Source organism: Sphingosinicella xenopeptidilytica, from assembly GCF_042676985.1.
Taxonomy (GTDB): Bacteria; Pseudomonadota; Alphaproteobacteria; order Sphingomonadales; family Sphingomonadaceae; genus Sphingosinicella; species Sphingosinicella xenopeptidilytica.
The window spans coordinates 268,461-287,066 of the sequence record NZ_JBHTIK010000004.1; the positions used below are offsets into that span (position 1 = coordinate 268,461).

Here is an 18,606-nt window from a genome sequence, read left to right on the forward strand (position 1 = left end):
CTCGGAGAGGTATAAGCATGGCGCTGAACGAATTGACGCTTTCTCACACGCGGGGCGTTCGCGGGCGACCCTTCCAAGCCGAAATCGAGGGCCTTACGTCCGGCTGGGTTGAAGTCGTGTCGGATAAAGGCGCGCCCGGCTTTGCGGTCATCAATGGCCGCGTGCGCCATGAGGCGCTGCCGTATCAGCCATCGACTGTCGTGCTGCGCGAGCGTGCGCCGGGACAGTCCCCGCGCCTGTCCCGCATCGAGATATCAGCGTCCGAACCTTGGGAGATTGAGGCGCAGGCCGCGAGCATGATCGGCGAGGGCCGCACGCTCCGCCGGCTGCTCGTCACAAGCGTTCTCGATAGCGGGGATCTCATTTGGCACGTGCTTGCTGAAGACGACCTCGGCGACACCGAATGGGAGGAAGTCGGCGAGCCCACGCCCTCCGCCCCCGCATTCGCCAGCGAGCCCGGAACGCTTGATGAGGTCACGGAAGATATTGACGCTACCTCATTCGGCTTTGTAACGGCCTCCGGCTACCCTCCGCCGACTTACCTCCTTTCCGGCACATACCCGGAAAATGTGCAGATTATCGTCGGCGGCGACCTTGTAACTCTACCGGCGACGGTGTCGAGCGCACAGGTTCCGGGCATTTCATACATCGCTACAGGAACAGGCAGCGGCGCAATAGACGTTGACCTTACCGCATCGAATGGGGTCAGCCCTGATGCGGCGGCGAATGCAACCGTTCCTATCGATATCGCGCCGCCTGCCCCTGAATGGTCACCAAGTTCGTACAACCTTGAATTGCCATTCATTGATCCCATCACATTCGGCAATGCGCTTGTGGTTTCCAACGCCGATACGATCAAGGTCATCGAATTGCCAGGCGAAGGTGTGTTCTATATCGATGACGGCGACGACACGCCGCTCGCTGTGAACGACGAATTCCCGCTTGCTGATCTTGCCGATCTGACGGGCGAAAGTGATGGCGACACCGGGCCTGTTACCGGCGATCTGGTTTTGCAGGCCATCGGCGACGGTGGCACGGCGAATATCACGATCACGGTAACGATCGCTGACAATGTGCCGGTCATCACGTCCCGCACGCTCAACATCGAGCAGGGGCAAACGCTCCCGCTGGGCCTTGACCTTTCGAACTACATGTCAGCGGGCACAGGAACGCTCGCGAACGACAGTGATGCAACCCTGAACTACCCGGATCAAAGCGCATGACTTACCCCACTTTTTATGGCGTCACCGCTTCGCTCGGCGGCATCAACGCCCTGAGCCTCAACGTATCGTCCGTGACGGCGGCGGGGCGGCAGTTGTGGATAGGCTTTCGCTCCGCAAACCAGCCGATTGCTGCACCATCCGGATGGACGGACGTAACGAATTCGTCGTGGGGGGACGGCACGGCAGGTGGTGCGGACGCAAACCGGCTTCAGCTATTCAAGAAAAACGATCTTGCGGACGGTTCTGAAACAACTGTTACGCTTGCTGACAGCGGCAGCTCGAACTTCGCCTTTGCTTTCGCAACTTCGCCAGCCGACATCGACGTGCAGAATGTCAGCACGGGTGCTTACACCACGTCGCCGTCATGGCCGGGAGTAACGACGACAGGCGCAGACAGCCTGATCGCACTGTTCTCCTGTGCCGACTATGACGTTGACGGCGGTCAGGCGATGAGCGGCGTTACAAACGCCAATCTCAGCAGCATCACCGAACGCTTCGATGACCGCACCAATCAGGGCAACGGTGGCGGTATTACGCTTACCACGGGCCTCAAGGCAACGGCAGGCGCTATCGGCACCACCACCGGCACGCTCGCAGCCTCCGCAAGCGCCGCAGGTCTCGTCCTTGGTGTTGTCGCGCTGAAAGAGCCGGGCGGAGGCGGTCCGACGCAGGAAACCACGCCGACCGATCTTGAAATCACGTCGATTGTTCCTGGCCCTGACAGTTGCGACGTGACGTTCGACTGCGCAAGCGGTGGCGGTTCGCCCACGGGGCTGGAGTATGGCGTTGTCACCAGTTCCGGTGACACGCCGGGAGCGTGGACAGCGATTGCTTTTGGCGATCTACCCTACACGTTTTCGGCGGCAGGTTCGCGCACGCGCTATCTGAAGGTCCGCGCAACTGGCAGTCTTGACCCGTCCCCACCCGCAACGGTCGAATTCGCGACGCCTGCTCTCGTGCAGGAAAACGGCGACAGCGCGAGCGGGATTACCGAAGGCGAGTTTGGCGCCGCGACTGTTACTGTCGCCGCTGATGCGCCGCTTGGGGACGCTGGAATCATTGAAGCGCGGTGGACCGGAACGGCGGGGAACACGGTTGGCGAGGATGTCACGGTCAACGTGATCGACGCTGAAGAACCCCCAGAGCCCGGTGTGTGGACTATCAAAATCGATGGCGTTGAAAAGACCCCTGAGTTTCTTGGAAACCACGTCACGCCGTCCGGCACGTGGCCTTGCTACTATCTCGGCGATCTGCCGGATGGCGCGCGGGCTTACATGGACCTTTACAACAGCAACGTCGATTTCTGCCGGGTCCGCATCCATCGCCTGTCCGGCTATACGACCGGCGCGCACATGCCGACGACCGCGCCGATCATCCAGAAACACTACGATGTTTCAATCAACGGCGATGTGACGTCGGTCGGTGTGTTGAATGGCGCAATCGGCCACTGTGAAACGGTGCAGCCGGTGGCATTCACGTCCGCCGCGCTTGTCGCCGCGATGAATGCAAAGCGCATCATGCCATGCTCGGTTTCCGCGTTCTCAGGGTGGCCGCGAACGCCATCCACGACGCCCGGAACCCCTCCCGGCAATGCTCCAAAGACCTATGTTCCGGCGCGTATCTATGGGCGGGCATCGACCAATAACACGATCGGGTTTATCGAAGGCGCGGGCGGCGAATACACGTCGTCGCGTGGGTTCCTGCCCGGTGAAGAGGCGCAAATTCTCTCTGCGGCCTTCGACAACAACACGACCATGTTCAACGCCATGAAGGACTGGATCAAGGCGCAGACCTACTATAGCCCGACCGTTCCTCATCTCTGCATCTGGTCGGCAAATCATCATACGCTGCGCGACCCGCAAAAGCCATTCTCCGGCGATGCCACGTATTTCAATCAAGGGAGTTCGGCCGAGGATTTGGGGGAAGAGGGGTACTGGCGGGTGCCTTTCGGCTATCCCTATGCCGTCGAGTTGGGCGCGTTTTACACCAGCATTGTATCGGTCACGAACGCCAATCCCTGTGTCGTAACCTATGATGGCCCCGTTGCTCCGGTGAATGGACAGGGGATTTATATACGCGACGCAACCGGCATGACTGAACTTTCTGGATCGTTTACGGTGACATCCAGAAACACGACCGCAAAGACCTTCGTTCTGCAATCTGGCGGCGTAAATGTCGATTCCACTGGCTGGGGAACCTACACGGGCGGAGCAACCGGTCACTCGACACTCGATCATGGCCGCGACGAAGCCCACCTGTTCAATCACGGCTTTACGTGGTGGGTTGCAACTGGCGATCCTCTCGCTGCTATCTTGATGCAGGGTATCGCGGCTTATGCGTTGGCGAGCGTCTACCAAGGGAAGAACGCTGACGGAACGTATCGCCATCGCTTCGACGCCCAACGCGCTACTGCCAACTTCTGGCCTGCGCTCTGGCGACTGCGCGACGTAGCGATACATGCGTCTGGTCCGAACCTCTGGACATCTGAACGCGCGTTGCAAATGTGCTCGGAGTGTCTAGATGATTGGTCGAACCGTATCGACGCCATTGACGCGGGAACTGATGCAACAAGCATCATGCTGCGTCTTATTGGATCGCTCGACGGTGATAACGGGTTTGGGATTTCGAACTTCCAGACGCAGATGTATTCGACCGAAGGTGCCTATCTGTGGGCATCTGCGGGCCGTCCAAAGATGCTGGAGCGCATCGCTCGCCAGATGGTGACACGCTTCCTGCATTTCGGAGGCACGCGCGGCGTGTATGGCACGCGGTCGGGGTCTGCACTTGGATTGCGAGAGGTTTCGGGCGGACCGATCACCTACAGCGATCTCGCCGGGATGATTGATTACGTCAACACCAACAGCACATGGATCAATACGAGTTTCGCGGGCGCGGCGCAGCACACGGTGCATCGCGCTTACTGGCTGCTCAAGATGGCTCAGGATGCCGTGGCGCGTGGGTGGATCAGCCCGGTCGATGATCTTGACGAGGCGGTCGATGCGATACTCGCCGCGCGGGCTGTGGCACCACCTGACAAAGACCTCGGCGTTGTCTCGTGGAAGCATAGCCAAATTGACTTTGGCTCGGCGGGGATCGCGTAATGCTGACAAACGAACAACTGGGGGCGCGAGTGGATCGATTGGAGGGCCGGCTAGCGTCCGTTGAAGAGCAGGTTTCCTCGATCAAGGAGGGGATGGCGACAAAGAGCGATATCGAGCGCGTCTTGTCGGCGGTTGCCTCTGTTGAGGCGAAGACCGCCGGGCCGGTCGAGGTCTACAGCACGACAAAGAGCGTGGGCAAGTTCGCGGTCTGGGGCGGGACGATCGTGGCCGCGATCTTTGGCGCGATCGTCGCGGTCAAGGAATGGGTGCTGCGATGAAAATACCGGCGAACGTCCTCAAGTGGGCGATGGCCGCATCTGTCCCCGTCGCGGTAGCGATCGTTGCGCCGTGGGAAGGTAAATCAAACGACCCCTACCGCGACATCGTAGGCGTCCGCACCGTCTGCTACGGCGAAACCCGTGTCGAGATGCGCCGGTACACCGATGCTGAATGCCTGGCGATGCTCAACAAGGCCGTTGCAGAATTCGCGAACCAAGTGCTGCAATGCACGCCGCGCCTGCAATACCACCCGTACCAGCTCGCGGCTGCGGTCAGCCTCGCCTATAATATCGGCGTCGGCGCCTACTGCCGCAGCACAGTCGATCGGCTGTTCGATGCTGGCGACCTGAAGGGCGCGTGCGATCAGTTTGCCCGCTGGCGGATGGCGGGCGGGATGGTTGTGCAGGGGCTCGTCAATCGCCGGAAAGCGGAAACCGAGCTATGCCTCACCGGCCTCTGATCGTCCGCCACTGGCGCGAGATCGCCGTTGGTGGCGTCCTCCTCACCCTCGCCGCCGTCTGCTGGTATCGAGGTGAACGCATAGACACGCTCGAAGCCAAACTCGCCGCTGAACAATCCCGCTACGAGCAGCAGGTCTCAGACTACCGCGCCGCCTACCAGACAGCCGTTGCCAATGCCCACGCAGCAGCACGCTTCGTCGAGGTGCAACAGGAAAGGATCACCCATGAGGTCAGCGCCGACTATCAGGCTCGCCTTGCTGACGTGCGCGCTCGCTATCAGCGCCTGCTCGCCGAGGCCAAAGCCGATTCCCGTGACGCCGGAACGCCCGATTTGCCCGGCGTTTCCGATGCCACCTGCCGAGTTAATGCAGGCCCCACGTATTGTGGACTTTCTCTCGAAGCCCGCCTCGTAGCGACGGAGCAGGCTTTGCAGCTCGATGCGCTACAGAACTGGATCAGGAAGCAGGTGGCGGTGGAGCGGTAGGCGCCTGCGAATTTACAGGGACGCCCGCCAATCCTGAGCAGCCCGCTCCATGGCGGCGATCACAGTGCTCTCCGGCGCATTTACCGCGTCCGGCATCGGGTACTCCTTCTCCCAGATGGTGGAGCCATCCGGCTTGCAGATGGACATAGTGCACCGCTCGCCTCTGCCATAGAAATAGACGCTCAATCCGCACGAGAGGTCGGCATGACCTTCGAGCGGAATGTCTCCGTAGACTTGCGGGTTGATGATCTCCATTCTGCCCTCCCCGATCAACGGCGCTTGATGTTATTTGGTGAGGGGTAAGTTCACGATCTTGTCCACCCGCCCGTCCGGGTGACGGAACTCAATCACGTCGTTCGGTAGCGATTTGCGAACGACCACAGGCATCCCGAACACCTTGAACGGCTTGGCTTTGCCCTTCGCCACGGCAAGCGCTTCCTGCAGCCCTTCGGCGATCTTGTCGAATGCAGCCTTGCTCATCCTCGTATCCCAATAATCGCATAAACGCGCTTTATGCGGTAAGTGCGGGGCTTCCACCCGCCGCCGTGCAGCGCACCATCCGGTGACATGCACGTCTTGCCGAGCCTTGTGTTCTCTAACGTCTCCCGGCTCGGGAGGGCTGACGGGTTGCAGGCCGGGCTTGATACCGGCTGTCTCTGTCGTCGGGTCTCGCGTGCACACTAACCCGCTACTAGCCGTAAGGGGCTCTCCCCGCACGTCCTTCCGTGCCGCCGCAACTCTTACCCCCTACCAGAATCCGCAGATTCCCGCAACCAAGAAGGCTTCCAGGTAGTGTCTCAGTTTGAATTTTCTGCCCCGCATTTCTTGTAAGGCCCGCGCGGCTTGGGTGCCGGAGCGTCGGCGTCGATCCGGGCAACAATGTCCTCAAGGCTCCACAGGCGATCAGTAACGCCAGCGGCCATCGCAGGCGTGACCTTGAGCGTCTTGTGGATACGGCAGAAGTTGTAAAACGCGAAGTAGAGCGCCAGCGCGTGGATATGGTTGTCCAGCTTCTTAGAGAAGCCGTTGGTAAGGCGGGTGAACCGGCGCATCGACATGCGCATCGTGAGGTTCTGGCGCTCGACATAGGACGTTGAGACGTGCGCTTTGTCGGGGTTGCCCTCAACGGCGAGCTTGCGGGCGCCGATGCACTCGGCGGGGCTGTAACGGCCCGGTGCGGTGATCGAGGGACCATAGAGCTTCACAAGCTGCGCATAGTCCACGTCGCCGCCGAAAGCGCCTTCGACCGCCTCAAGGTAAGCCTTGTGTCCGTCCGTGGTGAGCTGGACGCGGTTCTCAAGGCGGCTGCGCAGATCGTCCATGAGCGTGATCGCGGACTCACCGGAACGGTCTCCGACGTAATAGCTCACGATCAGCTTTGTATCGGCATCGAGCGCGGTCCACGTCCACACGTCACCAGCACCCGCAGGGGCGGCCTTGGCCGTCGCCACGTTCTTTTGCTTGGCATACGCAAACGACCAGATTTCATCGCACTGGATACGGCTCGCCTTCACGTTGCGGACCGTTTCGTCATGCAGCTTCAAGCAAGCCTCGCCAGCCTCGCCAGCCTCGACCAGAAGCTTCGAAACCGTGTTGATCGACACGTCGGCAACGCGGCTGATCGACCGCATGGACGATCCTTCGCACAGCATGGCGAGGATTTGCGTGCGCTTGGCGAGAGAGAGCTTGTTCATGTCATTTTCAATATGAACTTTTAATAGAAAGTGCAAGCATATTCCGCATGCGCGCAGCTAATTTTCGCTTGCCCTGAGCGTCCTATTTTGTGAGATTGCGCGCGCTCGGAGAATTATCCGGGCGTAGGGCGGGCGAATATGATGATCGAAGAAGAATGGGAAGCGCGGAAGAACGAAGTGTATGCCGCCTTTAGTCCGGGCGCGCCGATCAAACTGCAGGAGGACTTGGCCGGTCGCGAAGAGCAGGCGGCCCGCCTTCGGAATATCATGACAAGCGCCGGCGAACATGCGCTGATCTATGGAGAGCGTGGAGTAGGTAAAACCTCCATCTCCAATACATTTTACGCTTCGCTCAACTCTCCTACGAGGCGCGTACGCGCAATCCAAGTAAATTGCGGAACAAGTGATTTTCCCACGATCTGGCGCAAGGTATTCCGTCGCATAAGCGCTCCAGCTGAGTCGGGCGCAAGGTCGCTCGATGAGCTATACCCCAATGATATAACGCCAGACGACGTCGAGGTGGAATTTTCCGCTATCGATCTAAATGAACTAATGATCGTGGTTCTGGACGAGTTCGATAAGATATCCGACGATGCGACAAAGCTTCTAATGACTGATACAATTAAGTCATTGTCGGATCACGGCCTGCATACCAAGCTTGTACTGGTAGGTATCGCAGAAAACGCGGAAGAACTTCTTGCCCATCATGGCTCAATTTCCAGAGCCCTCAAGCAGGTAAAAATGCCTAGATTGAGTCTAAAAGATTTGGAAAAGGTGGTTTCCGTCCGTTATAAGCGTTGCGGACTTAAGATTGATGATGAAGCGCTTTTCCAGATCGCTTTTCTTTCTCGTGGCCTTCCCTACTATTCACACCTTGTCGGGCGTCATGCGGCCTTATCTGCATTGAATGCTAAGCGCATTGTGGTTCGCGATGACGATGTGTTCCAGGGGCTCGCAGAAGCAATGAAGGAGGTAGATCAGACAATCACGAAAGAGTATCTTGAGGCCGTCGTTAGTCAGAGAAACGAAGAAACACTATTCGAGCCGGTGCTTATCGCTTGCGCGCTTGCTGAGCCTGACGATTTGGGGCAATTCCAACAAGCGGGTGTAGCGCTACCTTTGGCGGAGATTTCTCCAAAAAAGCCCCCTTACACGGCAGCCACGTTCGCATTCCATATGAATGAATTTTGCGAAGAGAAGCGAGGGTGCATACTCCAGAGGGCCGGTGAAGCGCGTAACTACCGTTATTCATTCACCGACGCGATGATGCAGCCTTACGTGATCATGCGCGCATTGCAGAATAACAAATTGAGCCGCGCAACGTTCGAGAAGTTTGTCACTCGCCGTCAGCGCTCACTCGCCATCTAGCTCTCGCCGCTTGCCGTGCAATTTCGGAACGTTTTTCAGATGTAAGCTTCGCAGCTCGCGCCTTCCCGCCCTTCCGTCCCATTGCAATTGCCGCCTTGGCAACAGCCTCATCAGTGACGTCCTCGACTTCGCCGGTCGCGATCTTGCCGACAAGCACGGCAAGGCCGATTGCATCGGCCGGACGCTTCTCTCCACGGGGGCCTTTAGGCATCAAGCCCACCTAAACGACTGATTTGATCTTGAAGCGCATTGATTTGGTCTGCGACCACTTCCTTAGTAGTGTCGGACGCGCCTTCTCCAATTAACCGCTCTAGCTCCACTAGCGCAGATTTCACTTGGCTTTTCGCCTGATCTATACGCTCTTGATGCGTCATATCGCCTCCATGCTTTCCGCTAAGCATATAGGAAGCCGGACATAATGGCAAAAGCGCGTCATATTTCAAACTGAGACACTACCGGCTTCCATTCCCAGTTCTCCTCGTTCGCCCAAGGGTCGGTCATCGGGCCGATCGCACCGAAGGCGAGAGACGCTGACGATTCGATCCCCTGTTCCAGAGCATCTCCCGAACGCTTGTGCATACCGAACTGGTAGGGGCGACGTCCTTTCTCGGTCTTGACCCAGCACCAGACCGTGAACTGGCCGTCCGGGTGTGTCTCGCAGGTCCACCCGACACGCCAGCCCTGTTCCTTCGCGTAGTCCAGCAGCCAGTCATGCTTTTTCATCCACCCATGAGAACACATGGGGAACGGGAGGGCAAGGTTAGGCGAACAGGAAGAACGCTATACAGATGGCGACCACCATGCAGTACAGGTCGTCCCTGGTGGCTGGCCTTCTCGACCATTGCCTTAACCTGTCCAGCATTCACCCCACCTCCCGCACAGCCGCGTCGAGCATGACTTGCCAGACATCCTGTGCGTCCTCAGACAATGGGTTGCACCCTCGTTCCATGAGTATATCATAGCCCGCTTCGATCACGGCGTCTCCAGGCTCTCTCAGCCTCTCCAGCACAGTGCGGATGGCTGCGTCGGCCTCACCAGCGTATGCCCACCAATGCAACTGGTTGCGCCCGCCAGCTTCACAGATCGCCCGCGCCACCGCTTCTCTCATCGTCTCACCGCTCATGGGCGGGGGCCTTGTGGGGGAGGGGGAAGGGGGATCCAGCACGAGAACAGTGCGTCCGGCGCGCCCCCGTATCCGGGGTAAACAGCCCAACCCATGTCATATCCTGAGTCGGTGCGGCCCTCATGACGAATGACGAACACGCGTCCCGCAAGGTGGCCGAGATGACGGCTGTCGTTCTCCGCTACGATTGCTAATATGTAGCTGCCGTCCCTTGGCGCCGTCTCGATCGGCCTCCACTCATCCATATCCATGTCCTTTCTCATGCTGCGTGGGGGAGGGAAACAGCCGTCCACGCTCGTCGCGGACGCAAATCTCGCGCTTTATTGCCTCCTCAACAGCGTTCGTTGTTCCCTTACCGCCGGGGAAGGCTATCAGCTTGTAGATGGGCAGAAGGTCAAACATCCACCTGTTGCGCATGGGCCCAGCCTTCGGCCCGTAGTAACGGAACTGCGCCTCAATGCCGATGCAGGGGACGCCGTTTTCTCGACACCACCGTTTGGCCAGCGCGTCAGCCCCGCCGTGGCCAACCGGGCACTCGCCCTGCACCACGACTCCGGGACGCTCTTCGTCGAGAACGCGCTTCACATGGAGGTAGTCGGAATAGTCCCGCCCGCCGGTGACGGCATACCAGAGCACGCCCATCACGCCACCCTCCCATTGTCCGCACTTCGCCCGTAACCTATTGGAATCCGCCTGTGGACAACCCTGTGTGTCCGCAGAAAAACCGTTGTCAGGGCGATCCTAAGGCCGGTTTTTGGTACCGATGCCGGGGAAGGACGCAGCGAGCAGAGAAAAGTTCGCAATGCGCCGCGCAAACCCGCAGAATCCCGTGCTGGCACAAACGGCGAACAACTGCGAACAATGCTAGAGAATCGGCGCGAGGTAGTGGATTTGCAGTCCTCTGCGTAACCACTCCGCCATCGGGCCTCGATGCGGGAGGCGCGCTCTCTAGACCATCGCGTGGGCCAGTGTAAATGCCTCGCCGGTGTTGCCTTTCGACAGAAGCTGCACAGGAATGGACAGGCGCTGACTTTCCGCCTTGGCGTTGCCGCGCGAAGCTCTTAAAGCCGGATGCAGCCCTGCCGTGCCTCAAGCGGCCTGCGGCTTGCCAATTTGGTGTGTTATTTATATATAACACCGTGAACAGGTTCAGGAGGACGCGAAGCCCGTGAAATTGCCGGACTTCAGGAAGATGCGCAGCGCGATGATCGACAGCCAGCTGCGCCCGAGCGGCATCGTCGAGCCCAATCTCATCGCCGCCATCAAATATGTGCCGCGCGAGATGTATGTTCCCGCCGAGCTCTCCTCGCTCGCCTATCTCGACGAGGCGCTGGAGGTCTTGCCGGGCCGCGCGATGCCGGCACCGCTTGCCGGCTGTCTGCTGATGTCCGCGCTTGAAGTGGCGCCTGCCGAGCGCGCGCTCATCGTCGGCGGCACGACGGGTTATTCGGCCTCGATCCTTGCGCGGCTCTGCGCGCATGTCACGCTTGTCGAGGACGATGCGACGCTGGTGCGCCGCGCGTCCTCCGCGATCTCCAAGACCGGGGTTTCCAACGTCAGCGTCATCGAAGGGCCGCTCGCCGAGGGCTGCGCCGAAGGCGCACCGTATGATGTGCTGCTGATCGACGGCGAGGTCGAGGACGTGCCGGATGCGCTGGTCGCGCAGGTACGTGACGGCGGACGCATCGCGGCCGTACTCGCCGAGCGCGGCGCGGCGCCGAGCGTTGCGGTGGGCCGTGTCGCGGGCGGTCATGTGGGCTGGACGCGTCTGCTTGAAGCAGGCGCACCGCGGCTCAAGGGTTTCGAGCGGCCGCGGGTCTTCGAGTTCTAGGAGCGGGCGAATGGGTGGCAGGTTTTTCGTTCTGATGGGGGGCGCGGCGCTTGCCGCACTTGGCGCAACGCCGGCGGCGGCGGAAAGCCTCCGCGACGCGATGGCTGCCGCTTATGCCAACAACCCCGTTCTTGCGGGCGCCCGCGCGGGCCAGCAGGCGGTTTCCGAAACCGTCGTGCAGCAGCTCGGCGCGTTCCGGCCGACTGTCGGCGCATCGGCTTCGCTCGATCAGGAAACCACCGGCCCCGGCCGCTTCAACGATATGAGCCGCCTCGTTACGGTCGGCGTACAGCTTTCACAGCCCGTCTATCACGGCGGCCGTCTGCAGGCCGGACTGAAGGCCGCGAAGAGCCGCGAGATCGCGGGCCGCGAGCAGCTTCGCGGGGTCGAGAACCAGACGATCTTCGACACCGTCGTCGCCTACATGGACGTGCTGCGCCTTCAGGCCGAGGTGGACCTGACATCGAACCAGGTGCGTGTGCTCGAACGCCAGCTGCAGGCGTCGAACGACCGCTTCGAGGTCGGCGACCTGACGCGCACGGACGTCGCGCAGAGCGAAGCGCGTCTCGCACTCGCACGCAGCCAGAGCATCGCCGCGCTCGGCAACCTCGCAAACGCGCGCGCCACATACGAGCGCGTCGTCGGCCACGCGCCGGAAAACCTTGAACAGCCGCAGCTCCCCGGTCTCATCCCCGGCACGCAGCAGCAGGCAATCGATCTCGCGCTCGCCGACAGCCCCTTCATGCTCGCCGCGAAGTCCGATCAGGAAGCCGCGCGTCAGGACGTGCGCGTGCAGAAGGGCGCGCGCCTGCCGAGCGTCGATGCCACCTTCGGCGTCGGCTACACGAACTTCCGCGGCCTCTCGGCTGCGGGCGCGGGCGTCCGCACCAGCGGCATCGATTACACGCAGAACATCGGCGCGACGCTGACGCTGCCGATCTTTCAGGCGGGCGTGCAGGGCTCGCGCATCCGGCAGGCCGAGGCGCGCTTCTCGCAGGCGGAGCAGAACACGCTCTCCGCCGAGCGCGACACGATCGAGAGTGCGCGTCAGGCATGGGAAAACCTGCAGAGCGCCCGCTCGACGATCGAATCGGCCAAGATTCAGGTCAGCGCCAACGAACTCGCGCTCGAAGGCACGCGCGCCGAGAACGAGGTCGGCTCGCGCGACATCCTCGACGTGCTGAACGCCGAGCAGGAACTGCTCGATGCGCGCGTCACGCTGGTGCGCGCCGAACGCGATGCGTTCGTTGCCGGCTATGCGCTGCTCGCCACGGTGGGCCGCGCCGAGGCGGACGACCTTGAACTGCCAGTCGAGCTTTACCGCCCGGACGATTACACCGCGCAGGCCAAACGCCACTGGGTGGACTGGGCGCCAGGCTTTGATGCGCAGCCCGTGGCAACGCAGGTGAAGGCGCCGGACACGATGGGGCCGCCGGCTCCGCCGAGCGTCCAGCAGTAGCCGCGTGACAACGCCCGGCGATTGGCGCTAAATCGCACGCATGGCAGGCAAGCCCGAACCCACGATGGAGGAAATCCTCGCGTCTATCCGCCGCATCATCGCGGAGGATGATGGCGATCGCGTGCGCGCGCCGGAAGCGGAACCCGAATTCGACGACGAGGACGAACCGCTCGACGAAACGGGCGCGCGGTTCGAGGCTGAACCTTCGGCGGTGCTGGAGCTTTCGGAAGCCGCGCAGTCCGCGGTTTCCGAGGCTGTCCAGGCGAAGGCGTCGGAGAGTTTTTCCGCGCTGTCCTCCATGCGCCTGCGCGGCGACGGGACGGGACCGGAAACGCTCGAAGGTCTGGTCCGCGAAATGCTTCAGCCGATGCTGAAGGGCTGGCTCGATGCCAACCTGCCGGAGATCGTCGAGCAGATGGTCGCCCGCGAGATCGCGCGCATCACGCGCAAGTAAGCTCTCCGTGTCGCTGGCCCGCTTGCCGCCGCGCCGCGCGGCTGGCAAAGGAGCGCGCATGACGATCGAAAAGACCTTCGCGCCGGGCGAAATCGAGGCCCGCTGGTACAAATACTGGGAAGAGAACGGGAAATTCCGTCCCGAGCGCCCGGATGCGGCGCCGTTCACGATCGTAAACCCGCCGCCCAACGTCACGGGCAGCCTCCACATCGGCCACGCGCTCGACAACACGCTGCAGGATATCGTCGTCCGCTACGAGCGCCTGCGCGGCAAGGATGCGCTCTGGGTGGTCGGCACCGATCACGCCGGCATCGCCACGCAGATGGTGGTCGAGCGCCAGCTCGAGGAGCGGCAGGACAAACGCACCAACTACAGCCGCGAGGATTTCGTTGCGAAGGTGTGGGAGTGGAAGACCGAAAGCGGCGGCCAGATCACGCGCCAGCTCCGCCGCCTCGGCTGTTCGATGGACTGGAGCCGCGAGCAGTTCACGATGGACCCGCACTTCACGCGCGCGGTCGTGAAAGTGTTCGTCGACCTCTACAATCAGGGCCTCATCTACCGCGACAAGCGGCTGGTGAACTGGGACCCGAAGCTGAAGACCGCGATTTCTGACCTCGAAGTCGAAACGCGCGAGGTGAAGGGCCACTTCTGGCGCTTTAAATACCCGCTCGCGGACGGCGCGACGCTCGCCGACGGCCGCGATTACATAGAAGTCGCCACCACGCGCCCCGAAACCATGCTCGCCGACATGGCGGTTGCGGTCCACCCAGAGGACGCGCGCTACAAGAGCGTGATCGGCAAGGACATCGTGCAGCCGATCACCGGCCGCCGTTTCAAGGTGGTCGCCGACGAGCACGCCGACCCCGAACTCGGCTCGGGCGCGGTGAAGATCACGCCCGGCCACGACTTCAACGACTTCGAGGTCGGCAAGCGCGCCGGCATCAAGCCCGCCGACATGCTCAACATGTTCGATGCCGAAGCGAACGTCGTGCAGACGGCGGACGGGCTGATCCCGGCCGACTATCTCGGCCTCGACCGTTTCGACGCCCGCAAACTGGTCGTGGAGCGGCTCAAGGCGCAGGGCTTCCTGATCCTGCACGTCACCAAGGACAAGGACGGCGAGGAAACCGAACACGACGCCGAACCGCGCACGATCCAGACGCCTTTCGGCGATCGTGGTGGCGTGGTCATCGAGCCGTGGCTCACCGACCAGTGGTACGTGAACGCCGAGGAACTGGCGAAGAAGCCGATCGAGGCGGTCCGCAGCGGCGCCATCGAGATCGTCCCGAAGACGTGGGAAAAGACCTTCTTCAACTGGATGGAAAACATCCAGCCATGGTGCGTCTCCCGCCAGCTCTGGTGGGGGCACCGGATTCCGGCGTGGTTCGACGACGACGGAAACGTCTTCGTCGCCGAAACTGAGGATGAGGCGCAGACGCTCGCGGGCAACAGGAAGCTGACCCGCGACGAAGACGTCCTCGACACGTGGTTCTCCTCCGCGCTCTGGCCGTTCGCCACGCTCGGCTGGCCGGACGCGGACGCGCCGCTGCTGAACAAGCACTACCCGAACGATCTCTGCATCTCGGGCTTCGACATCCTGTTCTTCTGGGATGCGCGTATGGCCATGCAGGGGATGCACTTCATGGGCGATGTGCCGTGGAAACGGCTCTACCTCCACGGTCTCGTCCGCGCCGCCGATGGCCAGAAGATGTCGAAGTCGAAGGGCAACGTCGTCGATCCGCTCGGCCTCATCGACAAATACGGTGCCGACGCGCTGCGCTTCTTCATGGCGGCGATGGAGAGTCAGGGCCGCGACGTGAAGATGGACGAGCGCCGGGTCGAGGGCTACCGTAACTTTGCGACCAAGCTTTGGAATGCCGCGCGTTTCTGCCAGTCCAACGGCATCGAAGCCTCGCGGACGATCACCGCGCCTACCGCCTCACTCGCCGTCAACCGCTGGATCATCGCCGAGGTTGCCGCGACCGCGCAGGCGCTCGAAACCGCGATGGCGGAGATGCGCTTCGATGCCTATGCGGATGCGATCTACCAGTTCACGTGGAGCCGCTTCTGCGACTGGTATCTCGAACTCATCAAGCCAATCCTCTCCGTCACCCCGGCGGAGGCCGGGGTCCATGGGACCGATGGCATGGATTCCGGCCTTCGCCGGAATGACGAAAGAGAAGAAACGAAGGCCGTCGCGGGCTGGGCGCTCGATCAGATCCTCGTGATGCTCCACCCGGTGATGCCGTTCGTGACGGAAGAACTCTGGCACGCACTCGGCGACCGCGGCGGCCACGATCTCATCACTGCGAAGTGGGTGGATGTCGGCCCGGTCGACGCCAGCGCCTCGGCGGAGATCGACTGGCTGATCCGTGTCGTCTCCGAAATCCGCTCCAGCCGCACCGAACTCGGCGTGCCGCCGGGCGCGAAGCTGCCGCTCCACGTGCGCGATTGTTCGCCGGTCACGGTGGCGCGGATCGATGCCAACCGCCCGATGATCGAACGGCTGGCGCGGATCGAAACCATTTCGACCGATCCGGCCCCGGCTGGCGGCGCCGCGCAGATCGTCGTCGATGAGGCGACCTATGTGCTCCCGCTCGAAGGCGTCATCGATCTCGCCGCAGAGCGGATCCGCCTCGAAAAGAACGCAGCGGCGGCGGAGAAGGAACGCGACAGTCTCGCGGGCCGCCTCGGCAATCCGGCGTTCGTCGACAAGGCGAAGCCGGAAGCGGTCGAGAAGGCGCGCGCCGACCACGCGGAGAAATCTGCCGAAGCGGAGCGGCTGCGGGCAGCGCTGGCGCGGCTGGGGTAGATCAGCCTCAGCTCGACATCAGCACGAACATCGCGAGCAACAACACCCCGCAGACGCCGAGGATGAACAGCAGCTTGCGGTCGTCGCGCATCCGCTGCGGTTTCTTCTTCGCCATTGTCAGTCCTCCCCCTCCGCCGGGCGCGGCAGCCATTCCGGCCATTCCACGCTCACGGGATGACCGCCGAGCGTCAGCAGTGCACCCGCATATTCCACGCGAAGATAGGCGATGCCGCGCGCGCCTTCAAAGCTGCGTAGAGTGCCCGCCTCGCGGTCCCCGGCCATGATCGTGCGCTCGTCGCCCACGGGCTCCGCGAGCATCACCGGCACGAAACGCTTGTTCACCTTTGCGCGCCAGTTCATCCGCGCGGTGTTTTCCTGCCCGACGTAGCAGCCCTTGGAGAAGCTTACCCCGTTCAGCTCGGCGGCGTTCGTCTCCAGCCACATGGTCTTGTCTATCTCGAAGTCGGGCGTGTCGGGCACGCCGAGGCCGATGCGCCATGCGTGCCAGTCCGCGGCCGTCTTGTCGGCGAAGCCGCCCGCCGCGAGCCAGCGCCAACCGAGCGCGGGGAGGCGGGGGTCGTGCGGGTGTGCCAGCGCCTTTTCCTTCCAGCCCGCGAAGACGCGCAGACCCGAGGGCGCGATGTCGATGGCGCGGCGCAGCCGGTACATCCGCAGCTTCTTGGCAAGATCGTCGGCGCGGCTTTTGTGGACATCGATGAAGATGCCCGCCTCGCCGCCGTCGTAAAGGATCATGTCGGCGAGATACTTGCCCTGCGCGGAAAGCAGCCCGGCCCACACCGGCGTCTCATGCGTCAGCGCCTTTTCCGAAACGTCGTTGGTGACGAGGCCGTTCAGGAACCCCCGCACGTCCTCGCCGGACACCACGAGGACGGTGCGATCATCGAGATAAGCGATCATGGTCTTGAAGCTAGGGACTGGTGCGCCCCGCGCAAGGGGGTATAGCATCCATCCCATGAGCCAGAGCTTCGATCTCGTCCTCAAGGGCGGCCACGTCTTCACGCCCGCGGGCCTTATTCAGACCGATGTTGGGGTGCGCGGGCGCAGCATCGCCGCGCTCGGGTCTTTCGCCGATGCGGGCGAGATGATCGACTGCACGGGCCTCACCGTGCTTCCCGGCGTCATCGATACGCAGGTCCATTTCCGCGAGCCCGGCCTCGAACACAAGGAAGACCTCGAATCGGGCAGCCGCGCCGCCGTGATGGGCGGCGTGACGGGCGTGTTCGAAATGCCGAACACCAATCCCAACACAGACAGCGCCGAGGCGCTCGCCGACAAGCTCGCCCGCGCCAAGGGCCGCATGTGGTGCGAGCACGCTTTCTACGTGGGCGCGACCGATGCGAACGCGGAAAAGCTCCGCGAGCTTGAAATGCTGCCCGGCGCCTGCGGCGTGAAGGTGTTCATGGGCGCCTCCACCGGAAGCCTGCTGGTGGAGGACGACGCGACGCTGCTCCGGGTGCTGCGCTCGGGTCGCCGCCGCGTCGCCATCCATGCCGAAGACGAGCCCCGGATGCAGGCACGCAAGGATATGCGCGTCGAAGGCGATCCCTCCAGCCATCCCGTGTGGCGCGACGACGAATCGGCGATCCTCGCCACACGCCGCGTGCTCGGCCTCGCGCGCGAGGCGAAGCGGCGCATCCATGTGCTTCACGTCACCACGCCCGCAGAGCTGGAACTGCTTGCGCAGCACAAGGACATCGCAAGCTGCGAGGTGACGCCGCAGCACCTGACGCTGGCGGGGGAGGAGGCCTATCCGCGCCTCGGTACCTACGCGCAGATGAACCCGCCGATCCGCTCCGGCGCGCACCGCGACGGCCTCTGGCACTGGCTCCGCCAGGGCGTGCCCGATGTGTGGGGTTCGGATCACGCGCCGCACACGAAGGACGAGAAGGCGAAGCCCTATCCGGCGAGCCCGAGCGGGATGCCCGGTGTGCAGACGCTGCTGCCGCTGCTGCTCGATCATCTGGCGGCGGGGCGCGTGACGCTGGAGCGCGTCGTCGATCTCACGTCAGCGGGCGCCGTCCGCCTGTTCGGCCTCACCGCCAAGGGCCGTATCGCGCCGGGCTTCGACGCGGATTTCAGCATCGTCGATCTCAAATCGCGCTGGACGATCGAAAACGACTGGCTGCAATCGAAATGCGGCTGGTCGCCGTTCGAGGGGATGACGCTCACCGGGCGTCCCGTGGGCACGATCATCCGTGGTCACCGCGTGATGTGGGACGCAGGCCTCATCGGCACCGCCATCGGCGAACCCTTCCGCTTCGACGAGACGATCCGCACGTAAGAAAAACATTTGGGG

At 62.3% G+C, this 18,606-nt stretch carries 18 protein-coding genes; 11 read left to right on the forward strand and 7 right to left on the reverse strand.

The window, feature by feature from the left end; translation table 11 throughout:
- Positions 1 to 17: 17 nt before the first annotated feature.
- The 5 genes from ACFQ00_RS07800 to ACFQ00_RS07820 are packed head-to-tail and all read left to right on the forward strand — an operon-like array spanning position 18 to position 5,548.
- Positions 18 to 1,223 (forward strand): hypothetical protein, encoded by a 1,206-nt coding sequence (locus ACFQ00_RS07800; RefSeq protein ID WP_381488617.1) that lies wholly within the window; start codon positions 18 to 20, stop codon positions 1,221 to 1,223.
- Positions 1,220 to 4,324 (forward strand): hypothetical protein, encoded by a 3,105-nt coding sequence (locus tag ACFQ00_RS07805; protein ID WP_381488619.1) that lies wholly within the window; start codon positions 1,220 to 1,222, stop codon positions 4,322 to 4,324. Before ACFQ00_RS07800 ends, ACFQ00_RS07805 begins: the two co-directional genes overlap by 4 nt.
- The gene (locus ACFQ00_RS07810) at positions 4,324 to 4,602 is read left to right on the forward strand and encodes a hypothetical protein (protein ID WP_381488622.1); all 279 of its coding nucleotides are present in this window, start codon (positions 4,324 to 4,326) and stop codon (positions 4,600 to 4,602) included. The genes ACFQ00_RS07805 and ACFQ00_RS07810 overlap by 1 nt, the downstream gene beginning before the upstream one ends.
- Positions 4,599 to 5,063 (forward strand): lysozyme, encoded by a 465-nt coding sequence (locus ACFQ00_RS07815; RefSeq protein ID WP_381488624.1) that lies wholly within the window; start codon positions 4,599 to 4,601, stop codon positions 5,061 to 5,063. The genes ACFQ00_RS07810 and ACFQ00_RS07815 overlap by 4 nt, the downstream gene beginning before the upstream one ends.
- The gene (locus ACFQ00_RS07820) at positions 5,045 to 5,548 is read left to right on the forward strand and encodes a hypothetical protein (RefSeq protein ID WP_381488626.1); all 504 of its coding nucleotides are present in this window, start codon (positions 5,045 to 5,047) and stop codon (positions 5,546 to 5,548) included. Before ACFQ00_RS07815 ends, ACFQ00_RS07820 begins: the two co-directional genes overlap by 19 nt.
- Positions 5,549 to 5,560: 12 nt before the next feature.
- Here the strand turns inward: ACFQ00_RS07820 and ACFQ00_RS07825 are convergent, their stop codons facing one another.
- From ACFQ00_RS07825 to ACFQ00_RS07835, 3 genes are all read right to left on the reverse strand, one after another.
- Positions 5,561 to 5,803 (reverse strand): hypothetical protein, encoded by a 243-nt coding sequence (locus ACFQ00_RS07825; RefSeq protein ID WP_381488628.1) that lies wholly within the window; start codon positions 5,801 to 5,803, stop codon positions 5,561 to 5,563.
- 30 nt (positions 5,804 to 5,833) lie between these two features.
- A complete protein-coding gene (locus ACFQ00_RS07830; protein WP_381488631.1) occupies positions 5,834 to 6,028 on the reverse strand; it encodes a hypothetical protein in 195 nt (64 codons plus the stop codon).
- A gap of 317 nt (positions 6,029 to 6,345) precedes the next feature.
- Positions 6,346 to 7,242 (reverse strand): IS1 family transposase, encoded by an 897-nt coding sequence (locus tag ACFQ00_RS07835; protein WP_381488634.1) that lies wholly within the window; start codon positions 7,240 to 7,242, stop codon positions 6,346 to 6,348.
- A gap of 138 nt (positions 7,243 to 7,380) precedes the next feature.
- Between ACFQ00_RS07835 and ACFQ00_RS07840 the strand changes: the two genes are divergently transcribed.
- Positions 7,381 to 8,610, forward strand: coding sequence for an AAA family ATPase (locus ACFQ00_RS07840; protein WP_381488637.1), 1,230 nt, complete (start codon positions 7,381 to 7,383; stop codon positions 8,608 to 8,610).
- 432 nt (positions 8,611 to 9,042) lie between these two features.
- On the opposite strand, the gene ACFQ00_RS07845 is transcribed toward ACFQ00_RS07840, so the two are convergent.
- Positions 9,043 to 9,333, reverse strand: coding sequence for a hypothetical protein (locus tag ACFQ00_RS07845; protein WP_381488640.1), 291 nt, complete (start codon positions 9,331 to 9,333; stop codon positions 9,043 to 9,045).
- A 637-nt stretch (positions 9,334 to 9,970) separates the two neighbouring features.
- Positions 9,971 to 10,375, reverse strand: coding sequence for an SLOG family protein (locus ACFQ00_RS07850; RefSeq protein WP_381488720.1), 405 nt, complete (start codon positions 10,373 to 10,375; stop codon positions 9,971 to 9,973).
- A gap of 526 nt (positions 10,376 to 10,901) precedes the next feature.
- On the opposite strand from ACFQ00_RS07850, the gene ACFQ00_RS07855 reads away from it, so the two are divergent.
- Together ACFQ00_RS07855 and ACFQ00_RS07860 are read left to right on the forward strand one after the other, a co-directional pair.
- Entirely contained in the window at positions 10,902 to 11,564 is a 663-nt protein-coding gene (locus ACFQ00_RS07855) for a protein-L-isoaspartate O-methyltransferase family protein (protein ID WP_381488642.1), read from the forward strand.
- 10 nt (positions 11,565 to 11,574) lie between these two features.
- Positions 11,575 to 13,023 (forward strand): TolC family outer membrane protein, encoded by a 1,449-nt coding sequence (locus ACFQ00_RS07860; RefSeq protein ID WP_381488644.1) that lies wholly within the window; start codon positions 11,575 to 11,577, stop codon positions 13,021 to 13,023.
- A gap of 27 nt (positions 13,024 to 13,050) precedes the next feature.
- Here ACFQ00_RS07860 and ACFQ00_RS07865 read toward each other — a convergent pair whose 3' ends face one another.
- Complete coding sequence (locus tag ACFQ00_RS07865; protein WP_381488647.1) at positions 13,051 to 13,323, reverse strand: secretin N-terminal domain-containing protein; 273 nt, start codon at positions 13,321 to 13,323, stop codon at positions 13,051 to 13,053.
- On the opposite strand from ACFQ00_RS07865, the gene ACFQ00_RS07870 reads away from it, so the two are divergent.
- The gene (locus ACFQ00_RS07870; RefSeq protein WP_381488650.1) at positions 13,235 to 13,477 is read left to right on the forward strand and encodes a DUF2497 domain-containing protein; all 243 of its coding nucleotides are present in this window, start codon (positions 13,235 to 13,237) and stop codon (positions 13,475 to 13,477) included. The genes ACFQ00_RS07865 and ACFQ00_RS07870 overlap by 89 nt on opposite strands.
- Positions 13,478 to 13,535: 58 nt before the next feature.
- The gene (locus ACFQ00_RS07875) at positions 13,536 to 16,289 is read left to right on the forward strand and encodes a valine--tRNA ligase (protein ID WP_381488653.1); all 2,754 of its coding nucleotides are present in this window, start codon (positions 13,536 to 13,538) and stop codon (positions 16,287 to 16,289) included.
- 117 nt (positions 16,290 to 16,406) lie between these two features.
- Here the strand turns inward: ACFQ00_RS07875 and ygfZ are convergent, their stop codons facing one another.
- Positions 16,407 to 17,207, reverse strand: a complete 801-nt coding sequence (ygfZ, locus tag ACFQ00_RS07880; RefSeq protein WP_381488657.1) for a CAF17-like 4Fe-4S cluster assembly/insertion protein YgfZ — start codon at positions 17,205 to 17,207, stop codon at positions 16,407 to 16,409.
- Positions 17,208 to 17,262: 55 nt separating this feature from the next.
- Between ygfZ and ACFQ00_RS07885 the strand changes: the two genes are divergently transcribed.
- Positions 17,263 to 18,591 (forward strand): dihydroorotase, encoded by a 1,329-nt coding sequence (locus ACFQ00_RS07885; RefSeq protein WP_381488660.1) that lies wholly within the window; start codon positions 17,263 to 17,265, stop codon positions 18,589 to 18,591.
- Positions 18,592 to 18,606: the final 15 nt, after the last annotated feature.